Source organism: Nocardioides sp. BE266 (assembly GCF_031457855.1).
Classification (GTDB): Bacteria; Actinomycetota; Actinomycetes; order Propionibacteriales; family Nocardioidaceae; genus Nocardioides.
Map to the genome: position 1 here is coordinate 101160 of NZ_JAURTI010000007.1, position 15439 is coordinate 116598.

19 protein-coding genes are annotated in these 15439 nt (G+C 66.5%); 8 read left to right on the forward strand and 11 right to left on the reverse strand.

Translation table 11 applies throughout. From position 1 onward, the window contains the following. Positions 1 to 376 precede the first annotated feature (376 nt). The 4 genes from J2X46_RS20000 to J2X46_RS20015 all read right to left on the reverse strand — a co-directional run bounded on the left by J2X46_RS20000 (position 377) and on the right by J2X46_RS20015 (position 3449). A complete protein-coding gene (locus J2X46_RS20000; protein WP_310253685.1) occupies positions 377 to 1489 on the reverse strand; it encodes a hypothetical protein in 1113 nt (370 codons plus the stop codon). Then, positions 1417 to 2250, reverse strand: a complete 834-nt coding sequence (locus tag J2X46_RS20005) for a VWA domain-containing protein (RefSeq protein ID WP_310253687.1) — start codon at positions 2248 to 2250, stop codon at positions 1417 to 1419. Before J2X46_RS20005 ends, J2X46_RS20000 begins: the two co-directional genes overlap by 73 nt. Positions 2251 to 2476: 226 nt before the next feature. Continuing rightward, a complete protein-coding gene (locus J2X46_RS20010) occupies positions 2477 to 3094 on the reverse strand; it encodes a GNAT family N-acetyltransferase (protein ID WP_310253688.1) in 618 nt (205 codons plus the stop codon). A 4-nt stretch (positions 3095 to 3098) separates the two neighbouring features. After that, complete coding sequence (locus tag J2X46_RS20015; RefSeq protein WP_310253689.1) at positions 3099 to 3449, reverse strand: GNAT family N-acetyltransferase; 351 nt, start codon at positions 3447 to 3449, stop codon at positions 3099 to 3101. 203 nt (positions 3450 to 3652) lie between these two features. Here J2X46_RS20015 and J2X46_RS20020 point away from each other — a divergent pair, with 203 nt between their 5' ends. Next, on the forward strand, positions 3653 to 4021 hold the full coding sequence (locus J2X46_RS20020; protein WP_310253691.1) for a GNAT family N-acetyltransferase: 369 nt from the start codon (positions 3653 to 3655) through the stop codon (positions 4019 to 4021). A gap of 104 nt (positions 4022 to 4125) precedes the next feature. Here the strand turns inward: J2X46_RS20020 and J2X46_RS20025 are convergent, their stop codons facing one another. Then, positions 4126 to 4761, reverse strand: a complete 636-nt coding sequence (locus J2X46_RS20025) for a sigma-70 family RNA polymerase sigma factor (protein WP_310253693.1) — start codon at positions 4759 to 4761, stop codon at positions 4126 to 4128. A gap of 1768 nt (positions 4762 to 6529) precedes the next feature. Continuing rightward, positions 6530 to 6835, reverse strand: coding sequence for a DUF427 domain-containing protein (locus tag J2X46_RS20030; protein WP_310253695.1), 306 nt, complete (start codon positions 6833 to 6835; stop codon positions 6530 to 6532). 210 nt (positions 6836 to 7045) lie between these two features. Here J2X46_RS20030 and J2X46_RS20035 point away from each other — a divergent pair, with 210 nt between their 5' ends. After that, positions 7046 to 7354 carry a VapC toxin family PIN domain ribonuclease gene (locus J2X46_RS20035; protein WP_310253697.1) on the forward strand — a complete coding sequence of 103 codons (309 nt, stop codon included), beginning with the start codon at positions 7046 to 7048 and terminating at the stop codon, positions 7352 to 7354. Next, positions 7300 to 7464, forward strand: coding sequence for a hypothetical protein (locus J2X46_RS20040; RefSeq protein ID WP_310253698.1), 165 nt, complete (start codon positions 7300 to 7302; stop codon positions 7462 to 7464). Before J2X46_RS20035 ends, J2X46_RS20040 begins: the two co-directional genes overlap by 55 nt. Before the next feature lie 102 nt (positions 7465 to 7566). On the opposite strand, the gene J2X46_RS20045 is transcribed toward J2X46_RS20040, so the two are convergent. The 3 genes from J2X46_RS20045 to J2X46_RS20055 are packed head-to-tail and all read right to left on the reverse strand — an operon-like array spanning position 7567 to position 9375. Next, the gene (locus J2X46_RS20045) at positions 7567 to 7905 is read right to left on the reverse strand and encodes a DUF6510 family protein (RefSeq protein WP_310253700.1); all 339 of its coding nucleotides are present in this window, start codon (positions 7903 to 7905) and stop codon (positions 7567 to 7569) included. Beyond that, the gene (locus J2X46_RS20050; RefSeq protein ID WP_310253702.1) at positions 7902 to 8786 is read right to left on the reverse strand and encodes an FAD-binding oxidoreductase; all 885 of its coding nucleotides are present in this window, start codon (positions 8784 to 8786) and stop codon (positions 7902 to 7904) included. The genes J2X46_RS20045 and J2X46_RS20050 overlap by 4 nt, the downstream gene beginning before the upstream one ends. Further along, positions 8779 to 9375: a molybdopterin-dependent oxidoreductase gene (locus J2X46_RS20055; RefSeq protein ID WP_310253704.1), complete on the reverse strand. Its 597-nt coding sequence runs from the start codon at positions 9373 to 9375 to the stop codon at positions 8779 to 8781. Before J2X46_RS20055 ends, J2X46_RS20050 begins: the two co-directional genes overlap by 8 nt. Before the next feature lie 504 nt (positions 9376 to 9879). Between J2X46_RS20055 and msrB the strand changes: the two genes are divergently transcribed. Next, the gene (gene msrB / locus J2X46_RS20060) at positions 9880 to 10398 is read left to right on the forward strand and encodes a peptide-methionine (R)-S-oxide reductase MsrB (RefSeq protein ID WP_310253706.1); all 519 of its coding nucleotides are present in this window, start codon (positions 9880 to 9882) and stop codon (positions 10396 to 10398) included. After that, positions 10395 to 10949, forward strand: a complete 555-nt coding sequence (gene msrA / locus J2X46_RS20065; protein WP_310253708.1) for a peptide-methionine (S)-S-oxide reductase MsrA — start codon at positions 10395 to 10397, stop codon at positions 10947 to 10949. The genes msrB and msrA overlap by 4 nt, the downstream gene beginning before the upstream one ends. Before the next feature lie 405 nt (positions 10950 to 11354). Here the strand turns inward: msrA and J2X46_RS20070 are convergent, their stop codons facing one another. Then, positions 11355 to 11954, reverse strand: coding sequence for an NAD(P)H-dependent oxidoreductase (locus J2X46_RS20070; protein ID WP_310253710.1), 600 nt, complete (start codon positions 11952 to 11954; stop codon positions 11355 to 11357). 266 nt (positions 11955 to 12220) lie between these two features. Here J2X46_RS20070 and J2X46_RS20075 point away from each other — a divergent pair, with 266 nt between their 5' ends. The 3 genes from J2X46_RS20075 to J2X46_RS20085 are packed head-to-tail and all read left to right on the forward strand — an operon-like array spanning position 12221 to position 14036. Then, positions 12221 to 12601 carry a hypothetical protein gene (locus tag J2X46_RS20075; RefSeq protein WP_310253712.1) on the forward strand — a complete coding sequence of 127 codons (381 nt, stop codon included), beginning with the start codon at positions 12221 to 12223 and terminating at the stop codon, positions 12599 to 12601. Then, complete coding sequence (locus tag J2X46_RS20080; RefSeq protein WP_310253714.1) at positions 12598 to 13035, forward strand: MarR family winged helix-turn-helix transcriptional regulator; 438 nt, start codon at positions 12598 to 12600, stop codon at positions 13033 to 13035. The genes J2X46_RS20075 and J2X46_RS20080 overlap by 4 nt, the downstream gene beginning before the upstream one ends. Beyond that, entirely contained in the window at positions 13032 to 14036 is a 1005-nt protein-coding gene (locus J2X46_RS20085; protein ID WP_310253716.1) for an IS481 family transposase, read from the forward strand. Before J2X46_RS20080 ends, J2X46_RS20085 begins: the two co-directional genes overlap by 4 nt. A gap of 1126 nt (positions 14037 to 15162) precedes the next feature. Here the strand turns inward: J2X46_RS20085 and J2X46_RS20090 are convergent. Then, positions 15163 to 15396: a LapA family protein gene (locus J2X46_RS20090; RefSeq protein WP_310253718.1), complete on the reverse strand. Its 234-nt coding sequence runs from the start codon at positions 15394 to 15396 to the stop codon at positions 15163 to 15165. Positions 15397 to 15439: the final 43 nt, after the last annotated feature.

The window sequence follows — 15439 nt, forward strand, 5'->3', positions numbered from 1 at the left end:
GCGAAGGCGCGAGCGCGTCCACTGACGCGGGACACCCGTTGTGGTCTCGAACGAGACTGACGTCGAATGGCGTGGCGTCCGCCAGATTCGTCGCACGACGCCTGGTGAGCGTGTGGTCCCCGAACAGGCAAGGCCACGTGCGGAGCGGCTCGACCATGCCCCGACCTCGCACCCGCTGCGCGGAGGCGGTTGGCTGGCGGTGCGCGTGAGGGGTTGTCGGCACCGATCTACCGGTGTCCGGGCGCCATTCAGAGCCCCCGGTGGGTCGAGGTTGTAAGGTCGCGCGGGCCGCGGTCCTGAATCTGGGCCACCGGCTGGTTTACCACCTCGAAGTTGGTCTTCTATCTCGCGAGGTGCACGTGCCTGACCCGGTCGGTCAGGCTTTCGAGCGCGACTTGAGGTAGACGCCGGCTCCGGCGGCGATGGCGAGCACGGCGAGTCCGCCGAGGACACCGCCGACGGGGAACCCACCACCGTCGTCGCTCCTCGATGAGCTGCTGCCCGACGCAGAGCCGGACGGCTCGTCGCTCAGCTCGCCCCTCGTCTCGTCACTGGGCTCCGCGGTCGGCTCCTCGCTCGGCTCTGCCGCACCCGACGCAGCCAACGGGTCGGCGTACTCAGGCGCTCCCTCCACCGTCCCGCTGACGCCGAGGTCCAGGCGGAACGGCACCGGGATCGACTTGCCTTCGGGCTGCTTCGACACGAACACGACCACCGTGTAGAGCCCGTCGAGTCCCGCGCCAGCGACGGCGTCGGAGCTGGCGGTGACGTTCTTGACTCGGACCGGCCCGGCGACAGTCGACAGGACGGATCTACCGTCGCCAAAGTAGGCCAGCTGCGAGTTGTGGCCAGTGCCCAGGTCGTTCGAGGTGGCCTCACCGCGACCGGGGTTGTAGACGCGCAGGTTGGCGATCGGCGTACCACCCGCCGCACCGCGATGGCTTGCGTCCAGCTCAGGAAGGGTCACCTGGGCGTTCAGCTGTTGACCCCAGTCGACCTGGACCTGGTAGGTCAACGTCTCGCCCTGCACGATCGAGTCGGCGTAGCTGCCGGGCACCAACGTCGGCGCATCGTCGAACGAGGTCCCGCCCTGCGTCACCGTCGGCTTCCCCGTTGCGGGGTCGGTCCAGGACGGATCACCGTCGAAGGCCTCCGGCAGCTGGTCCAGGTTGGTCACCGCCGGGGTCTCCACGACCCGCAACTCGATCGGCGTGCCGACAGTGGCATTCGAGCCGAGATCCACCGTCGCCACAACGTATGGCGAGGTGATGCACGCGGAATCCGGCTTCTCTTCACCGAAGGTGTCGAACGGCGTCGCCCGCACCGCGGTGCTGGTCAGCTGGTAGCCGGCGAGCTGCTCCACGTTGCCCTGGGCGTCACACGACGACCCATCCGGCGCCGTCAATTTGAGCGAGCTCAACACCGTGTCTTCGGGGTCCCGAAACGCGGCAGAGAAGGTGACCCACGAGTTGTCGAGCCTGCGCTCCACCTTGTAGTTGAGGACGTTCTCGCCACCAGGGGTGGCGTCCTGCCAGTCACCGTTCGTGCGGCGCGCGTCGTGACCTTGATCAGGCTGGTGGCGAAGTCGTCGGCGTTGTCAACGTCGTAGTAGGTCCCGTGGCCGTTCTCGGCGATGCATCGCAGCGTGTCACCGGTCTTGGCATCCACGTCGAGGCCGACGACGTCGATCTTCAGCTCGATCCCCTGCTTGCTCAGATCCTTGGCGACCTGGCATGGGTCCGGCTCACAGGTCGGCTCGCCGTCGGAGACCAGGACGATGCTCCGCTCCCCCTCCGAGCCCAGGTCCTTGGCCGCCTGCCCGAGCGCGTACCCGATCGGCGTCTCGCCATAGGGCTTATAGGAGTCGATCGCGTCATCGAGCACTGCCTGGTTGCCGGTCCCGACCGGAACCCGCAGCTGCGAGTCCTGGCAGGCGTCCTTGTCGTTGCGTGAGAAGACTTCCGCGCCGAAAACCCGTAACCCGACCGCCTGCTCGGCGGGAAGCTGCTTCACCACGCGGTGGAGCGCCTCCTTCGCCGCAGCAATCTTGGTCTGCCCACCGGGAACCTTCTCCTTCATCGACCCCGACGAGTCCAACACCAGCATCAGCTTCCCCGCCGCGCCATCGGGCGCACCCTCAGCGGCGCTTGTCGGCGGTGCCGCAACGACCAGCACACCAACCAGCAGCAGCTCGCAGGCCAGACAGGCCAACGCGGCACGACAGGCGTACGACCCGAGATTCGACTGCATCAATGTCCCCATCACTTAGACGCTCGTGAGGATCGGCGTTGACGATAGCGGCCGAACGGCGGCTGCTGCGGGATGCTCACACCGCCGGGCCGGCTCCTCCCGCGGGTCGACGGCGGGGCGACGCAGGGCTAGCGATGCGAATCCTGAGCCCTTGGTGACAGCTGGTCAACGCGCACACCGGATTCGGCTGCTCCAGGTCGAGGATCGACCGGGACAGCGGATCGAGTCACCAGTCGCCGAGGCCGTCCGGGTCGTAGGAGTCGTCGAGTGAGATTCCGGGCCGGATCTTGTGCAGGTCCTCACGGTCTAGTCGCAGGACCTCGAGCTGAACGCCCTGATGCGACCAATCCAGGTCCGTGACCCTGCTCATCCCGAGACGCTTCGCGACAGCGAGGCTGGCGGTGTTGCGCACTGGTGCGGCGACGAAGACCTCATCGACGTCGCCGGCAACGAACGCCTGGTGGGCCAGGGCGTGGCCGATCTGTCCGGCCACACCGTGTCCGCGGGCGCCCGGTCGCAGATGCCACCCCAGCACCAGCTGCGGATCGTTGGGACCGAACGGCAGGAGGCTGGCTCCACCGAGCAGTTGGCCATCGTCGGTCGACTCCACGGCCCAACGGCCCTGTGGCAATGGGCTGTGGGAAGACTGATGGTCCCACTGGGCCAGCAACCCACGCATTTCCTCGAGGTCGCCGACGGGCTGGCTCAGCCCAACTGCCTCCGCGGTTCGAGAGTCCCCATAGATCTCAAGTGCTTCGGGGGCATCCTCGGGCGACCAGGCCCGCAGGATCAAGGTTGCGGTCACGATCCGCTCGGGCTCGATCTCGACGTGGAGGTCGTTCATGGTCTCAGTGCCCCTTGATCGAGTCTCGCGAGGTACGCGTCGCGATGAGAGACGAACGGTTGACGTCGACGGCGTCCTCGAACTCCGGGTGGTCTTCGACGTAGTCGGCAACGAATCCGCAGTAGACCCCTGCCTTGGTCTGGCTCTTCTGGACGTCTTCGAGGGCGAAGCGCGCCAGTGCTGATGCGACACCTCGATGGCGCTGGTCTTCGTCGACGTAGGAGTGTGTCAGTGAGATCCGGCCACCGGTCGTCTCATAGGCGAGGTTGCCGACGACCTGTCCGTCGATGAGTGCCTCGTAGAGTCGGGCGGTCTCGTCTTTGCGCACCTCGACGGTGGCCGGTGATGGCTCCATGGTCTCTTCTCGCCTCGTTCGTCTCCGGTCGGTGGGATCGAGTCTCGCGCCCAACGTCGCCGCGTGCGGGACTACCCAGTCCAATTTAGGGTACGGCGGCGGTGTTGTGCGACCTCGCGGCGCGCCATAATTGGACGGCGCGGTGCGGGGGCGACGAGCCCGCTTGGTCGCGCACCGAGGACGAGGTTCGAAGGGGCGATCCGATGGGTAGCGAGGGTCAGGGGCGTGCAGCCGAGCATCTTGTCGACAACACCGAGCAGGGTCGTTTTGAGCTCTACCGCGGTGACGACCTGGTGGGCTGGCTCTTCTACACACACCTGAAGCCGAACAGGTATGCCCTGCTGCATACCGAGGTCGAACCGACTCATCAGCATCAGGGCGTCGCCGGCGCCATGGTGGCTCGCGTGCTCGACGAGATCCGGACCCGCGGCGGCACGGTGACCGCCATCTGCCCCTTCGTGGTCGACTACCTGTCTCGCACCGAGGGGTACGCCGACCTGATCGACCCCCGACACCCCGGCTACAGCGACCGTGCCACCGCCGAAGCTGCACGCGCGAACAACCGTCGCTGACCCTCGCTGACCATCACGACGTGGCCTCTCCGGCACGTGACTGAGGATCCCTAGGGTTCAAGGAACCGCGCGGCGCTCGAGACGGCGTTGCTCCACAGGACCGTTCAGGCCGACTTGGTCGATGCTTCTGGCAAGTAGCCGTCCGAGACGAGTGCGATGCGCAGCTTCCTGCGTGCGTCGAAGAGCACCTTGTACAGCGCGTTGTGGGTCGAGCCCAGTTCCTCGGCAAGGAGATCCATCGGCATCCCGTTGAGGACGGTCGCGACGAACACGAGTCGCTGGCGATCGGTGAGGTTGCGTTCCACGGCTGCCGAGACCGCCGCCGCGAACTCGCGGACCTGTGCTTCTTCCTCAGGTCCGACATCGAAGCGCGAGGAGAGCCTGGACCAGTCCTCCTGCTCGTAGGGGACCTCGTTGCGGCGCCAGAAGTGACGATTGACCTTCGTTGCGACGTTGAAGATCACGAACTTGCTGGCCCACGTGGTGAAGCGCGCCTCACCACGGAACCTGTCCAGGCGCTCGGAGATCGCCATCAAGGCATCCGAGGCGGCCTGGTGGGCGATGTCCTCGAGCTCGGGACCACTCAGGTCGAGCACCGGCGCACGTCGCCGCGCCTCGGACTTCGCGACGCGAAGCAGGAGCGGGTACAACTCGGCACACGCCGCGTTACGTCGGGGACTGTCGGCGGCGAGGTCGTGTACCCAACGGCGGTTGTCCGGATCCATCTCCGCCTCGTCCACCCGCTACCTCTCTCATCCGAAGAAGCACCCACCGTGTCTACACGTGCCGGGCCGCTCGCGCCCTGTGGTGCCTTGCCAACCGTAGACCGGACGATTCAGTCCATACAAGGGGCCTTCGGTGTACTAGTTCTTACCGATGGATGGTTCCTCTGCGACTCATCCTTTCAGCACCAATTCTCTCGACATTCCAGCCGCACCGGTTCCCCGTACGACGGTGTGCGTCTGACGACCCAACTCGACGAGGTCGTCCGCACGAGATGTCACCTATCCGTACCCGAGTCGGCAGCAGGCGCCGCATCCTGCGATGCCCTGGCAGCGTCGCGGTGAGGACCCGGCGTGGGTCAGGATCATGCGCTGCTCCTCACGGGTCGCGCTGAGTTCCTGACTGCTCGAGGACGGCTAGGAGCCCGTCGAGGTCTTGAGCGCATGGGCCGCAAGATCGCAGGTGGGCGCGGATCCCGGGATACCGTTCGCTCGGATCGCCGCCCGCGGCGACAAGCTCGGCGTAGACGTCCAGCATGTCCATAGCCTGGTCACAACCGGCATCACGCGGATCGGTCTGAAGGAACGCATCAAGTCGGTCCCACAGGGTGTTGGACTTATCGCCGGATGGATTCGGAGCTGGGTTATCCACGGGTTCACCTCGGTCGTTTGTTGCTCTGGTAAGCCTAGCCAGAACGGTCACTCAGGCGGCACTGCCGTCAGGCTCGCGCGCGCAGATGCAGTGCGGTAAAACACCTGGTCGGGCAGACCAGCGGGGACCAGGTGGCCTAGGGGGTCTAGGTGGTCTAGGTGCCTGTCTCCGTGCACGGTTCGGGTCCCGGTTCGGACCATGCCTTGGGCCTCGTCGGCCCGTCCGGCGGTGTCGGGTCGCAGGCGAAGTGTGACGCACGGCCACCCGGTGAGGCTGCCGCGCCTGTTGCCGACGCCGGCGAGCCGCTGACCGGAAAACGACGTTGCGGGGCATCTCCGTCTCCGTCGACGGCCAGCCCTCGTTTACCAACGGTTCCCTCGCGTCGTCGTGGGTGAGCGCGCGCTGATGCGGAGTCAGCCGCACGATCGCCTCCGATGTGCGTTCATGGGTCCGCGCAATGGTGATCCTCCTCGTCCGGTCTACCGTCCGGTTGTGCCACCCCCACGCATGCGGCGGGCTCTCAAGTGAGTCCATGGCCGTCATGTGATTGAGGTGGTTATGCACTCGTAAGTGACAACCGCGCGCCGGGTCTTACCTTCAGGCGCAGAGCGGTCGCATGGGGCGGCGCTTGCCGTGCTCGTTCTGTCGGGATGGGTCTCCGGTAACCAGCCTCGCGTAAGAACCTCATCGGCGGTGATACCAACAGTACGGTCACGCTGGGCCCGATTCAGCCTTTACGCATGTGCTGAGTCGGGCCTAGGTCCCGGCTCCGACGGGGACCATGTGAAGGTCGTGGAGGCACACGTCTCGCTGGACAGACCGACCGCCTGTTCGTCTCGGGGATCCGCGAGGTCATCGGACGACCCCGGGTGCCGCGCGGCCAGGACCTCACGGGCCACCACTTCGTCGTAGTCGGCTGGTGGCCTCTGACCCACGGCCGAGGGCAGCGATCTCCGCGCCATCCACCATCCAGGTAGTGCGAGCCCTCGTGTGGGCTCGTTTTCTGGAGCTGGGCTCGCCTCCTGGAGCTCTCGCCGTGGATCTCCCCGCCTTGGGCTGCGATCAGCCGATCGTTGTCCTTGCTCGAGTCGACGTCCACCGCAGGTCTCTCAACGTGTGCGGGCGCCGCGATCCTCACTCCTCGAACCGGACCTGCCGCGAGTCGAAGGCCACGTAGCCGGAGAAGTCTCGCCCAACTCGCTCAGCAGCGAACTGCGTGACGTGCGGGTAGGACCAGGCTCCATCCTTGAGCACCGTCTCACCAACGACGAGGTCGTGATACTGCGCGACACCCTTCCACGGACACGTGTAGGGCGTCGGACTGTTGCGGAGCACACCCTCCACGACGGAGTCTGGCGGGAAGTAGCCGTTCCCTTCCATAGCCACGATGTCGCCGAGCGCGGCCTCCGCCACGACAGTCTCTCCCACCAATGCCTTCATCTGGCCCTCCTTCTCCCCCACGTTGACCGCCGGCAAGAGTCGTCTGCTCCGATGCCCGTTCACCGGCAGCGGACTGTTGGAAGGTTCGTGTCGGGCCGGAGCTCGGCTCTTACCTGCCACGGCCCACGCCCGGCCGTCGGCGGACCACACCGTGATCTGGTCTGCGGCGGCGTTTGGTGACCTGGCTGACCCAGCGGTGATGGATGCCGCGTGGCGGCGACGAGCTGGCTGATCGACAAGTCAGCCTACGTACGCATGCAGGCCGGTCGGGCCTCCAGCATTGAGGAGTGGAACGCGCGCATCGAGCGCGGCCTGGTGCGGCTCTCGACCGTGACGAGGCTCGAACTGGGATTCTCCGTGCGTTCGGGCGATGCCGGCCGTGAGGCGTTCGGGCTGCCGCCGATCTCGCTCATGCCGATCGAACACCTCGCCCCCGCCATGGAGGACCGAGCGTGGGAGGTCAGATGCTGCTGGCTGATCGCGGGCAGCATCGTGCGCCGTCGATTCCCGAGCTCCTGATCGCAGCTACCGCGGAGAAGGCCGGGTTGACCGTGCTCGCCGTGGACAAGGACTTCGATCTGATCGCCGAGATCACCGGACAGTCGGTGGAGACGCTCGCGCTGAAGTGACGGGACACACGGCGTCACTCGCCTGACCCCGCCGGCCGGTGTGCGTGCAAGAACGTGGTCAAGAACGTGGGTGGCGTCCCCGAGGGCGTGTTGACGACGCGGTCAGGCGAGGTCGGTCGTCGGCTGGAACAGCCACGAGGCGGAGCCCGAGAGATCGAGCCACGTGCCACGCGGCGTCCGCGTCAGGCGCGCGACCATCGCCTCGCACTCGCGACAGCGCAGAACGGTCCCAGGCCCGCCGAGGTAGGCCAGCAGCTGCCCGAACACCTGTGCGGCCCCGCAGCTTCCGCAGCGGACCGTCACCGTCGTCGGGTCGCCGCCGAAGACGGTGGCGAACTCGCCGGCCGCGGCGTTCCCGTCCAGGTCTTGCCGTGCGTCCATGCGGTCGTCGTGGTCGTCCTTGGCGTCGTTGGCGGCCTGGGTGGGGAGGTCGTTGGTCATCGATCGGCTCCTGTCGCTCCGAAACGTTCCGTGCGAATGCGGTCGTCGGGGTAACCCGCCTCGCGGAGCAGGGCGGTGGCGTGGTCGACGAAGCCTGAGGATCCGCACACGTAGACGCGGGCGGCCAGGGCTTCCGGCCAGGTCGGGGGCGCCTCGAGGTCCGCGATGTCGAGGTGCGAGGCGGGTCGCGCGTGCCCCTCGGGGACCTTGCGGGTGTAGACCAGGCGGACGTCAACCGCTTCCGCCGCACGGGCGGCGGTGGGGTCGGAGCCAGCATCGGAGGCGGCGTCGGAGGCGGACCGGGCCGTCGACATCTCCCTCAACTCGCGCTCGTACATGAGGTCACGCGGTCCGCGCAGCGAATACACCAGCATGGTCGGCGTCAGGTCACCCGCCCGCTGCCTGGCACGCAGCATGGTGACCAACGGCACCACTCCCGAGCCGCCGGCGATCAGCAGGACCGGGCCCTCACCGATCGCGGGATCGCCGGGCTCCCAGACGAACCACCCGCCGATCGGTCCGCGGACGTCGAGCTCGTCACCGATCTCCATGATCTCCACCAGGTACGGGGAGACCTCGCCGTGCGGAAGCAGGTCGACGGTGATCGCGACGCGGTTGGGTGAAGCGGCCTCGGCCAGGGAGTAGCTGCGTTGCGCCGAGTAGCCGTCCGCGGCCGTGAGGCGTACGTCGACGTGCTGGCCGGGTAGGTGACCGGGCCAGTCCGGGACACGCAGCGCGAGCGTTCGCGAGTGCCAGGACTGCTTGTGCAAGCCGACGAGGGTCGCCTTACGCCAGCGGTTCCTGCTAGCCGGCGGCGTCGGTTCCGACGAGACGGCGTCGTAGTCGTCGGAGCTGCTCGCCGACGTGTCGACCTCAGTCACCAGCGTGCCGTTCCTCTCGCCACGGGTCGCCGTAGTTGTGGTAGCCGAAGCCCTCCCAGAACCCTGGCTCGTCGAAGCGCTGCATCGTGATGCCGTTCACCCACTTCGCGGACTTCCAGAAGTACAGGTGCGGCACCAGTAGGCGCGCCGGGCCACCGTGCTCGATGTAGAGCGGATCTCCCTCGTACTCATAGACGACCCATGCCTTGCCGTCCAGCAGGTCCTCCAGCGGGAGGTTGGTGGTGTACCCACCGTAGGAGTGCACCATCGCGTACTCGTAGTAGGTCTCGACATCCTCGAAGAAGGTGTCGAGAGCGACGCCGCGCCAGCGAGTGGCCAGCTTCGACCATCGGGTCACGCAGTGGATGTCGACCTCGATGTCCTCAGCCGGCAGGGCCATCATCTCCGACCAAGTCCACCGCTTCGCCTCACCGCTCTCAGGGGTGATGGTGAAGCCCCAGTCCTGCGTCGAGATCGACTGGGTCGGGCCGGCCGTCAACACCGGGAACCCGTGGGTCAGGTGCTGGCCAGGCGGCAGGTCCACCGCCCGTGGGTCGTGCTGGCCGAAGAAGCCACGCGAGATCGTCACCTGGTGCTCACTTCCGGACCCAACGGCCCTCAGACACATGTCACGCCAACCCGGTCTCCGCGACGGCTCGAGGTCCGGGGGACTATTTCGTCCAAAGTATGAGCTGACCGCTCCCGTGTCAAAGACCACTACGACTCCCGGGCCGAGGGGCCGCGGTCTCCAGGAGCAGGCCGGGGCGGCGCGCCACCTCGAGCCCGATTACCGGCGGCATCTCCGGTGTCCGCAACGCACATCGCGCCAACGCGTCGACACCATGGCGCCACGTCGTTCGACGCCCGGCCCGGCGGAAGCCTCCTCAGCGCTGACCAGGCAAGAGAAGGTAAGGAACCTAATGCCGAATGCCACCAACACTGGTGCCGACGCTTTCCAGCGGCGGGGCGGGAGCTTCAGGTGAGAACCATCGTGAGGTCACCGTCAGAGTCTCTACCGCTCGGGACCAAATCAGGTGCGAGTGGTGTTGTGAGAAGTGCCGCCGTAGCCAGCGGCGGGGACGAGGAGGAAATCGTGTCACACGACTACCGCAAGACTCCAGAAGCGGTCGGCCGGCTCACCGCGGGTCAGTTCCGCGTCACTCAGGAGGACGGGACCGAGCCCGCGTTCCGCAACGAGTACTGGGACAACCACGAACCCGGCATCTACGTGGACGTGGTCTCCGGCCAGCCCCTGTTCTCCTCGACCGACAAGTACGACAGCGGCACCGGATGGCCCAGCTTCACCAAGCCGATCGACGGTGACGCCGTTCACACGAAGGTCGACCGCAAGCTGTGGATGGCCCGCACCGAGGTCCGCTCCGCTGGAGCCGACAGTCACCTCGGGCACGTCTTCCCCGACGGACCACAAGAGGCAGGAGGTCAGCGGTACTGCATGAACTCGGCCGCGCTCCGCTTCATCCCGGTCACCGAGCTCGAGGCAGCGGGGTACGGCGAGTACCTGGCCCTGTTCGAGACCACCCACACCACGACCGATACCCATCCCGACACCAAGACCGACCCCCAGACCGACACCGAGGAGCGCGCCGTATGACGAGCGGATTCCACGACACTGGACAGATCACCCGCACACCGGAGACCGAGACTGCTGTCCTTGCCGGCGGCTGCTTCTGGGGCCTCGAGGACCTCATCCGGAACCAGCCCGGCGTACTGAGCACACGCGTCGGCTATACGGGCGGTGAGAACGACTATGCCACCTACCGCAACCACCCCGGCCACGCCGAAGCCGTCGAGATCGTCTTCGACCCAACCAAGACGACCTACCGGGAGATCCTGGCCTTCTTCTTCCAGATCCACGACCCCTCCACGATGAACCGGCAGGGCAACGACCGCGGCACCAGCTACCGGTCCGCGATCTTCCCCCTCTCCCCCGCGCAAGAGCAGGTCGCACGAGACACCATCGCCGACGTCGACGCGTCGGGTCTGTGGCCGGGCAAGGCCGTCACGACGATCGAGCCATCAGGCCCGTTCTGGGAGGCCGAGCCCGAGCACCAGGACTACCTCCAGCGGTATCCGCACGGCTACACGTGCCACTTCCCACGCCCGGACTGGGTGCTCCCCCGGCGTTCACAAGCCGCGAGCTGACGCGAATCACAGATGAGGGCGGGTTCGCCACCCGTGGTGAACCCGCCCTCACCGTCTTGACCATCGTGACGGGCAACAGGGAGAGTCGGCGCAGAGGCACCAGCAAGCTCACGACCATGAACTACAGGTGGTACAGACCCACGCTGAGGTCCGACGCCCCCGCGGGTGGTGATGACACAGCACCAGGCCCCGACCATCGATGCCCTCCCAGTATCTGGAGAGGGGCCCTCGATGTCCGGACGCAGGCGATTGAACTTCGCCAGGGTTGCTGTGCCCAGCGCCGGCCAGGCTGCGTGCTGGGCTAGATGCCGTTCTCGTTTACTCGCGGGCCCGCGCCGCCGCGGCCGCTACCGACGCTAGTGCGGCGCCCGGCGAGCCCGCAGGGACCCACCGACGTCGAATTTTTCACGGGCGCAGGGCGTCCGCGAACTTGAGGAGCCGCGCCACCATGTGGTCGACGGCGGCGAGCTCGCGGTCGCCCACGGGCGTCTCATTGGTTGGCCCGGTGACGTGCGAGACGCCGTACGGGTTCCCGTCCAGGAACTTCACCTGGTCGGTGTAACCCGGGGGCACGATCACTCCGCCGAAGTGCGCAATCACGTTGTACATCGACAAGATGGTCGACTCCTGACCACCGTGGGCGGTCATAGACGAGGTCCACACTGCGTAGGGCTTGTCGGCCAGCAGACCCTGTTGCCACTGTGGGCCGAGGCTGTCGATGTAGGCCTTCAGCTGGCTCGCCATGGCGCCGTAGCGGGTCGGTGAGCCGAGCAGGACGGCGTCGGCCCACACCACATCATCGGAGGTGGCGACCGGCTCATCACCGACGACGCCGCGGTGAGCTGCCCACTGGGGGTTCGTCGCAATGACCTCAGCGGTCACCGTTTCCTCCACGTGGCGGCGACGGACCTCCGCGCCGGCCTTCTCAGCGGCCTCCTGCGCCCGCTGCGCGAGTGCATGGCCGGTACCGGTGGCCGAGTAGTAGATGATGGCGAGCTTGGTCATATGTCGTTTCTCCTGAACTTGTAGAGCCGTAACTTCGGGTGTGAGTTGCGCGACCTCGGATCAGCTGGTCGCGGACCCGAACATGTGCGAGTGGATTTCTTAGTGAGTGACCTGCTCGCCGCCGTTCTTACCTGCGCTGTCCTCGGCAGGATCCGAATGTCGCGTGGTTCCCGTTCGATCGAAGGTCCCCTAGTTGTTGCGGGGCAGGAGGTTGATGTCGCGGCCACTTGAGCGTAGATGTATGCGAAGCGCATACACTTCTGGTCATGGAACCCAACCTGGAAGAAGCGATCAACGAGTGGCACGCGAGCGTCAATGCCGGCGACCTGCACCGATCGGCGCGGGCGGTCGGTGATCCGGTCGTCGTGCTCGGCCCGAAGGGCGCGGGTCCGATCACACCCACACAATTCGCCGAGTGGGTGGAGCGGTCGGGGATCAAGTTGATCCCTCGGTCCTGGCACCCAGTCAGCGAGCGACTGATGGTGGTCGAGGAGGACGCGACCTGGCCCGAGAGCCCCGAATCCACGCGAGTAGCGACGGTCTTCCGCGCTTCCGCCGGCAAAGTCACGGCTGTTCTGAGGCTGCCAGACCTCAAGTCCACTCTCGAGCTGGCCTACATCTGCCGCGAGATGGCGGCAACCGAGTGAAAGACCTTGGCCCGGGACAGGTCCTGTTCCATTTCGTCAGGCACTGGTCACGACGGTCTGTCGCGGCAGACACGGGCGGTGAGCAGGGGCGGCTCGTCCTCGTTTGCGAGGCTGTCCATGCACTGAGTCTGCGCGCGACCTCGGCAACGGTGAACGCGATCGCGCAGGAGGTCGGGATCGACCAGAGCGGCGCGTCACGGTTGATCAAGAGCGCCACGGCAGCCGGGTATCTCGTCATGGCGGCGTCTGCGACCGATGGGAGACGACGCGAAGCATCGCTCACCTCTGCGGGTCAGTTGATGCTGGACCAGGCGCATCGTTGGCAGGAAGAAGTGTTCGTTGAGCTGACCCGAGGCTGGAGCGACAAGAAGTGCCGCGACTTCCAACAGGCGATGACCGGCCTGATCGAGCGTTCCTACGCGATGGACGTATGAGCCACGCTGACGCCCCGCTCAGCATCGAGGGCCGCCGCCGACTGGTCGAGCGATGCAAGACACGTCCCATCGCTCACGTGGCCGCCGAGATGGGTATCTCACGTGCCTGCGCATCGAAGTGGGTCAATCGGTGGCTGCATCACGGCGATGCCGGACTGCGCGACCGCTCATCGGGCCCCCACCGGAGCCCGAATGCCACACCATCCTGGGTCATCGAGCAGATCGAGACCTGGCGACGCGAGCACAAGTGGTCAGCGCAGCGCATCACCGATGAGCTCGCCTACCTCGGGTTCACGATCAACCGCCGCACCGTCACCCGCCACCTGACCAGGCTCGGGCTGGGCAGACGCAGATTCATCGACCCCGGCGGCGAAAATAACCGCAAGCCCGGGAAGATCACCGCCCACTGGCCCGGACACATGGCGCACCTCGACGTGAAAAAGGTAGGCAGGATCCCTGACGGCGGCGGTTGGCGCATCCACGGCCGCGACAGCGACCAGGCCAAGATTGTCGATCGAGCGAAGTCAGCTGGTGCGAAGCGCGGCTACACCTACCTGCACTCAGCCGTCGACGGGTTCTCCCGACTCTCCTACACCGAGCCCCTGCCCGACGAGAAGGGAGCCACCGCTGCAGCGTTCCTGGCCCGAGCCAAGGTCTGGTTCGCCGCCCACGGCATCACACACATCCACCGGGGCGTCACCGACAACGGGGCCTGCTACCGTTCCGGTGACTTCGCCCGAATCGTCGGCCGACGCACGCGACATCGGAAGACGAAGCCGTACACCCCGCGCCACAACGGAAAGGTTGAGCGCTACCAGCGAATCCTGGCCGAGGAACTGCTCTACGCCCGCGAGTTCAATAGCGAGGACGCCCGCTCTTCCGCGATCGCTGTCTGGAACATCCACTACAACTACCACCGACCGCACAGCGGAGCCGCTGGACGGCCGCCCGCATCTCGACTTCGCGGTGGCGTCACCAACGTCCTGCCCTCATACACCTAGTCGTGGTGCACGGTCGATTCGCTGGCAACGACGCTGGTTCGCTAGAACCGATCTCACCTAGCTGAACGTGCGCTCTTCTCCTCGGTCAGTGCGCGAGACCGCGACCAGTGCCGGCAGATGGGGCCCAGCCGCCGGGACGAGGCGCACATCGTTCCCTATGTCCTCGCCCGCCGAAGCGACCCAGTGTCTGCTCGACCAAACCCCAAGTGGGTCACAGCGCCGATCGCCCAACGAGGTCGGGCCGAGGTAAGACCATCGCGCCAAGCCGTCACAAACACCCCGACAGTGCGCTGGCCCGCCCATCGCCCGGTCGGCCAACTGACGACGCTCGCTGAACGAGGTGCATGGGCCGTGAGTATCCGCTTTACGACAGAAGCGCTGACCGGTCTCAATGAGCCGTCAAAGCGCCTCAAGCGCGTCGGCGAGCACGCCGTCGTTCGGAGCACCTTCGCCGACGCCAAGGCCGACGTGGCCGCGCGAGCTGAGGTCTTGCGAGAACACCTCCACTCGATCAGCTGCGATTATCAAGTGCACTCCACTTCTGGCGCGCGCCTGTACGAAGTCCGGTTCGACTACGGACCATCCTCGTCCGACCCGAATCTGCCGTTCAGGACGGTCGTCCGCGTCCACCTGTGCGATGACACCAGTCCGTTGCCATGCGAGAGCCACCCGACCCGACTACCCGGGAGCAATCCCACCAGTTCGCACCCCCGAGTCTTCGGACCACGCGGCATCGACGGGAGGGGTGGATACCCTCACCCCGGCTGACGTGAGACCGAGGCATCGGGACGCTCTAGGAACGCCTCGACATCCGAGGGCTCATACGGGTCCCCCGGCCCGCACGGCTCCGTCTGGTGCACCAGCCGCACCACCGGCGCATTCCGCGCGGCCAGGCTCCTGGCCGCCGTGTCCTACGCAATGTCGCCCGCAGCGTCGCCCGCGCTGTCGCCAGTGGTGTCTCTCACCGCGTCTGCCGCGTCGGCTGGTAATGCGAGCCCGACGGTGACTGTGACGGTGAGTGTCGCTAGGAGGACGGCGACGACGGTGATGGCTACCGGCCGGTCGTTCCGGGGCGGGTGCAGCCTGATGGACGCCATGCCAGTTCTTCGCTGAGGTTAGGTCGAGGTCAGGAGCGCTTCTTCCGGGGCCGCAGCCACGGGAAGATCGACCCGACGACGAGACCGGCAGCGAAGATGACCAGCAGCCAGATCCAGGCCGGCATCGACAGCGTCCAGAAGAGGAAGTCCACCTCACCCTTTCCTGTGTTCTGGACAACGAAGACGAGGGCTAGCACGGCGATGATGGCGGCGATGATGAGCCGAGGGCCGGGCGTGGTCGATGCTGGCGTCTTCTCTGACATGCGTTACTCCTTTGTTCGGCATCCCGGCCGGCAGCGCGTGCGT

What these genes read in the sequence shown, in the direction of transcription:
- J2X46_RS20005 (WP_310253687.1), bottom strand. Translation starts at nt 2,250, where the DNA reads ATGCAGTCGAATCTCGGGTCGTACGCCTGTCGTGCCGCGTTGGCCTGT.
- J2X46_RS20010 (WP_310253688.1), bottom strand. Translation starts at nt 3,094, where the DNA reads ATGAACGACCTCCACGTCGAGATCGAGCCCGAGCGGATCGTGACCGCA.
- J2X46_RS20015 (WP_310253689.1), bottom strand. Translation starts at nt 3,449, where the DNA reads ATGGAGCCATCACCGGCCACCGTCGAGGTGCGCAAAGACGAGACCGCC.
- J2X46_RS20020 (WP_310253691.1), top strand. Translation starts at nt 3,653, where the DNA reads ATGGGTAGCGAGGGTCAGGGGCGTGCAGCCGAGCATCTTGTCGACAAC.
- J2X46_RS20030 (WP_310253695.1), bottom strand. Translation starts at nt 6,835, where the DNA reads ATGAAGGCATTGGTGGGAGAGACTGTCGTGGCGGAGGCCGCGCTCGGC.
- J2X46_RS20040 (WP_310253698.1), top strand. Translation starts at nt 7,300, where the DNA reads ATGCTGCTGGCTGATCGCGGGCAGCATCGTGCGCCGTCGATTCCCGAG.
- J2X46_RS20045 (WP_310253700.1), bottom strand. Translation starts at nt 7,905, where the DNA reads ATGACCAACGACCTCCCCACCCAGGCCGCCAACGACGCCAAGGACGAC.
- msrA (WP_310253708.1), top strand. Translation starts at nt 10,395, where the DNA reads ATGACGAGCGGATTCCACGACACTGGACAGATCACCCGCACACCGGAG.
- J2X46_RS20070 (WP_310253710.1), bottom strand. Translation starts at nt 11,954, where the DNA reads ATGACCAAGCTCGCCATCATCTACTACTCGGCCACCGGTACCGGCCAT.
- J2X46_RS20075 (WP_310253712.1), top strand. Translation starts at nt 12,221, where the DNA reads ATGGAACCCAACCTGGAAGAAGCGATCAACGAGTGGCACGCGAGCGTC.
- J2X46_RS20085 (WP_310253716.1), top strand. Translation starts at nt 13,032, where the DNA reads ATGAGCCACGCTGACGCCCCGCTCAGCATCGAGGGCCGCCGCCGACTG.
- J2X46_RS20090 (WP_310253718.1), bottom strand. Translation starts at nt 15,396, where the DNA reads ATGTCAGAGAAGACGCCAGCATCGACCACGCCCGGCCCTCGGCTCATC.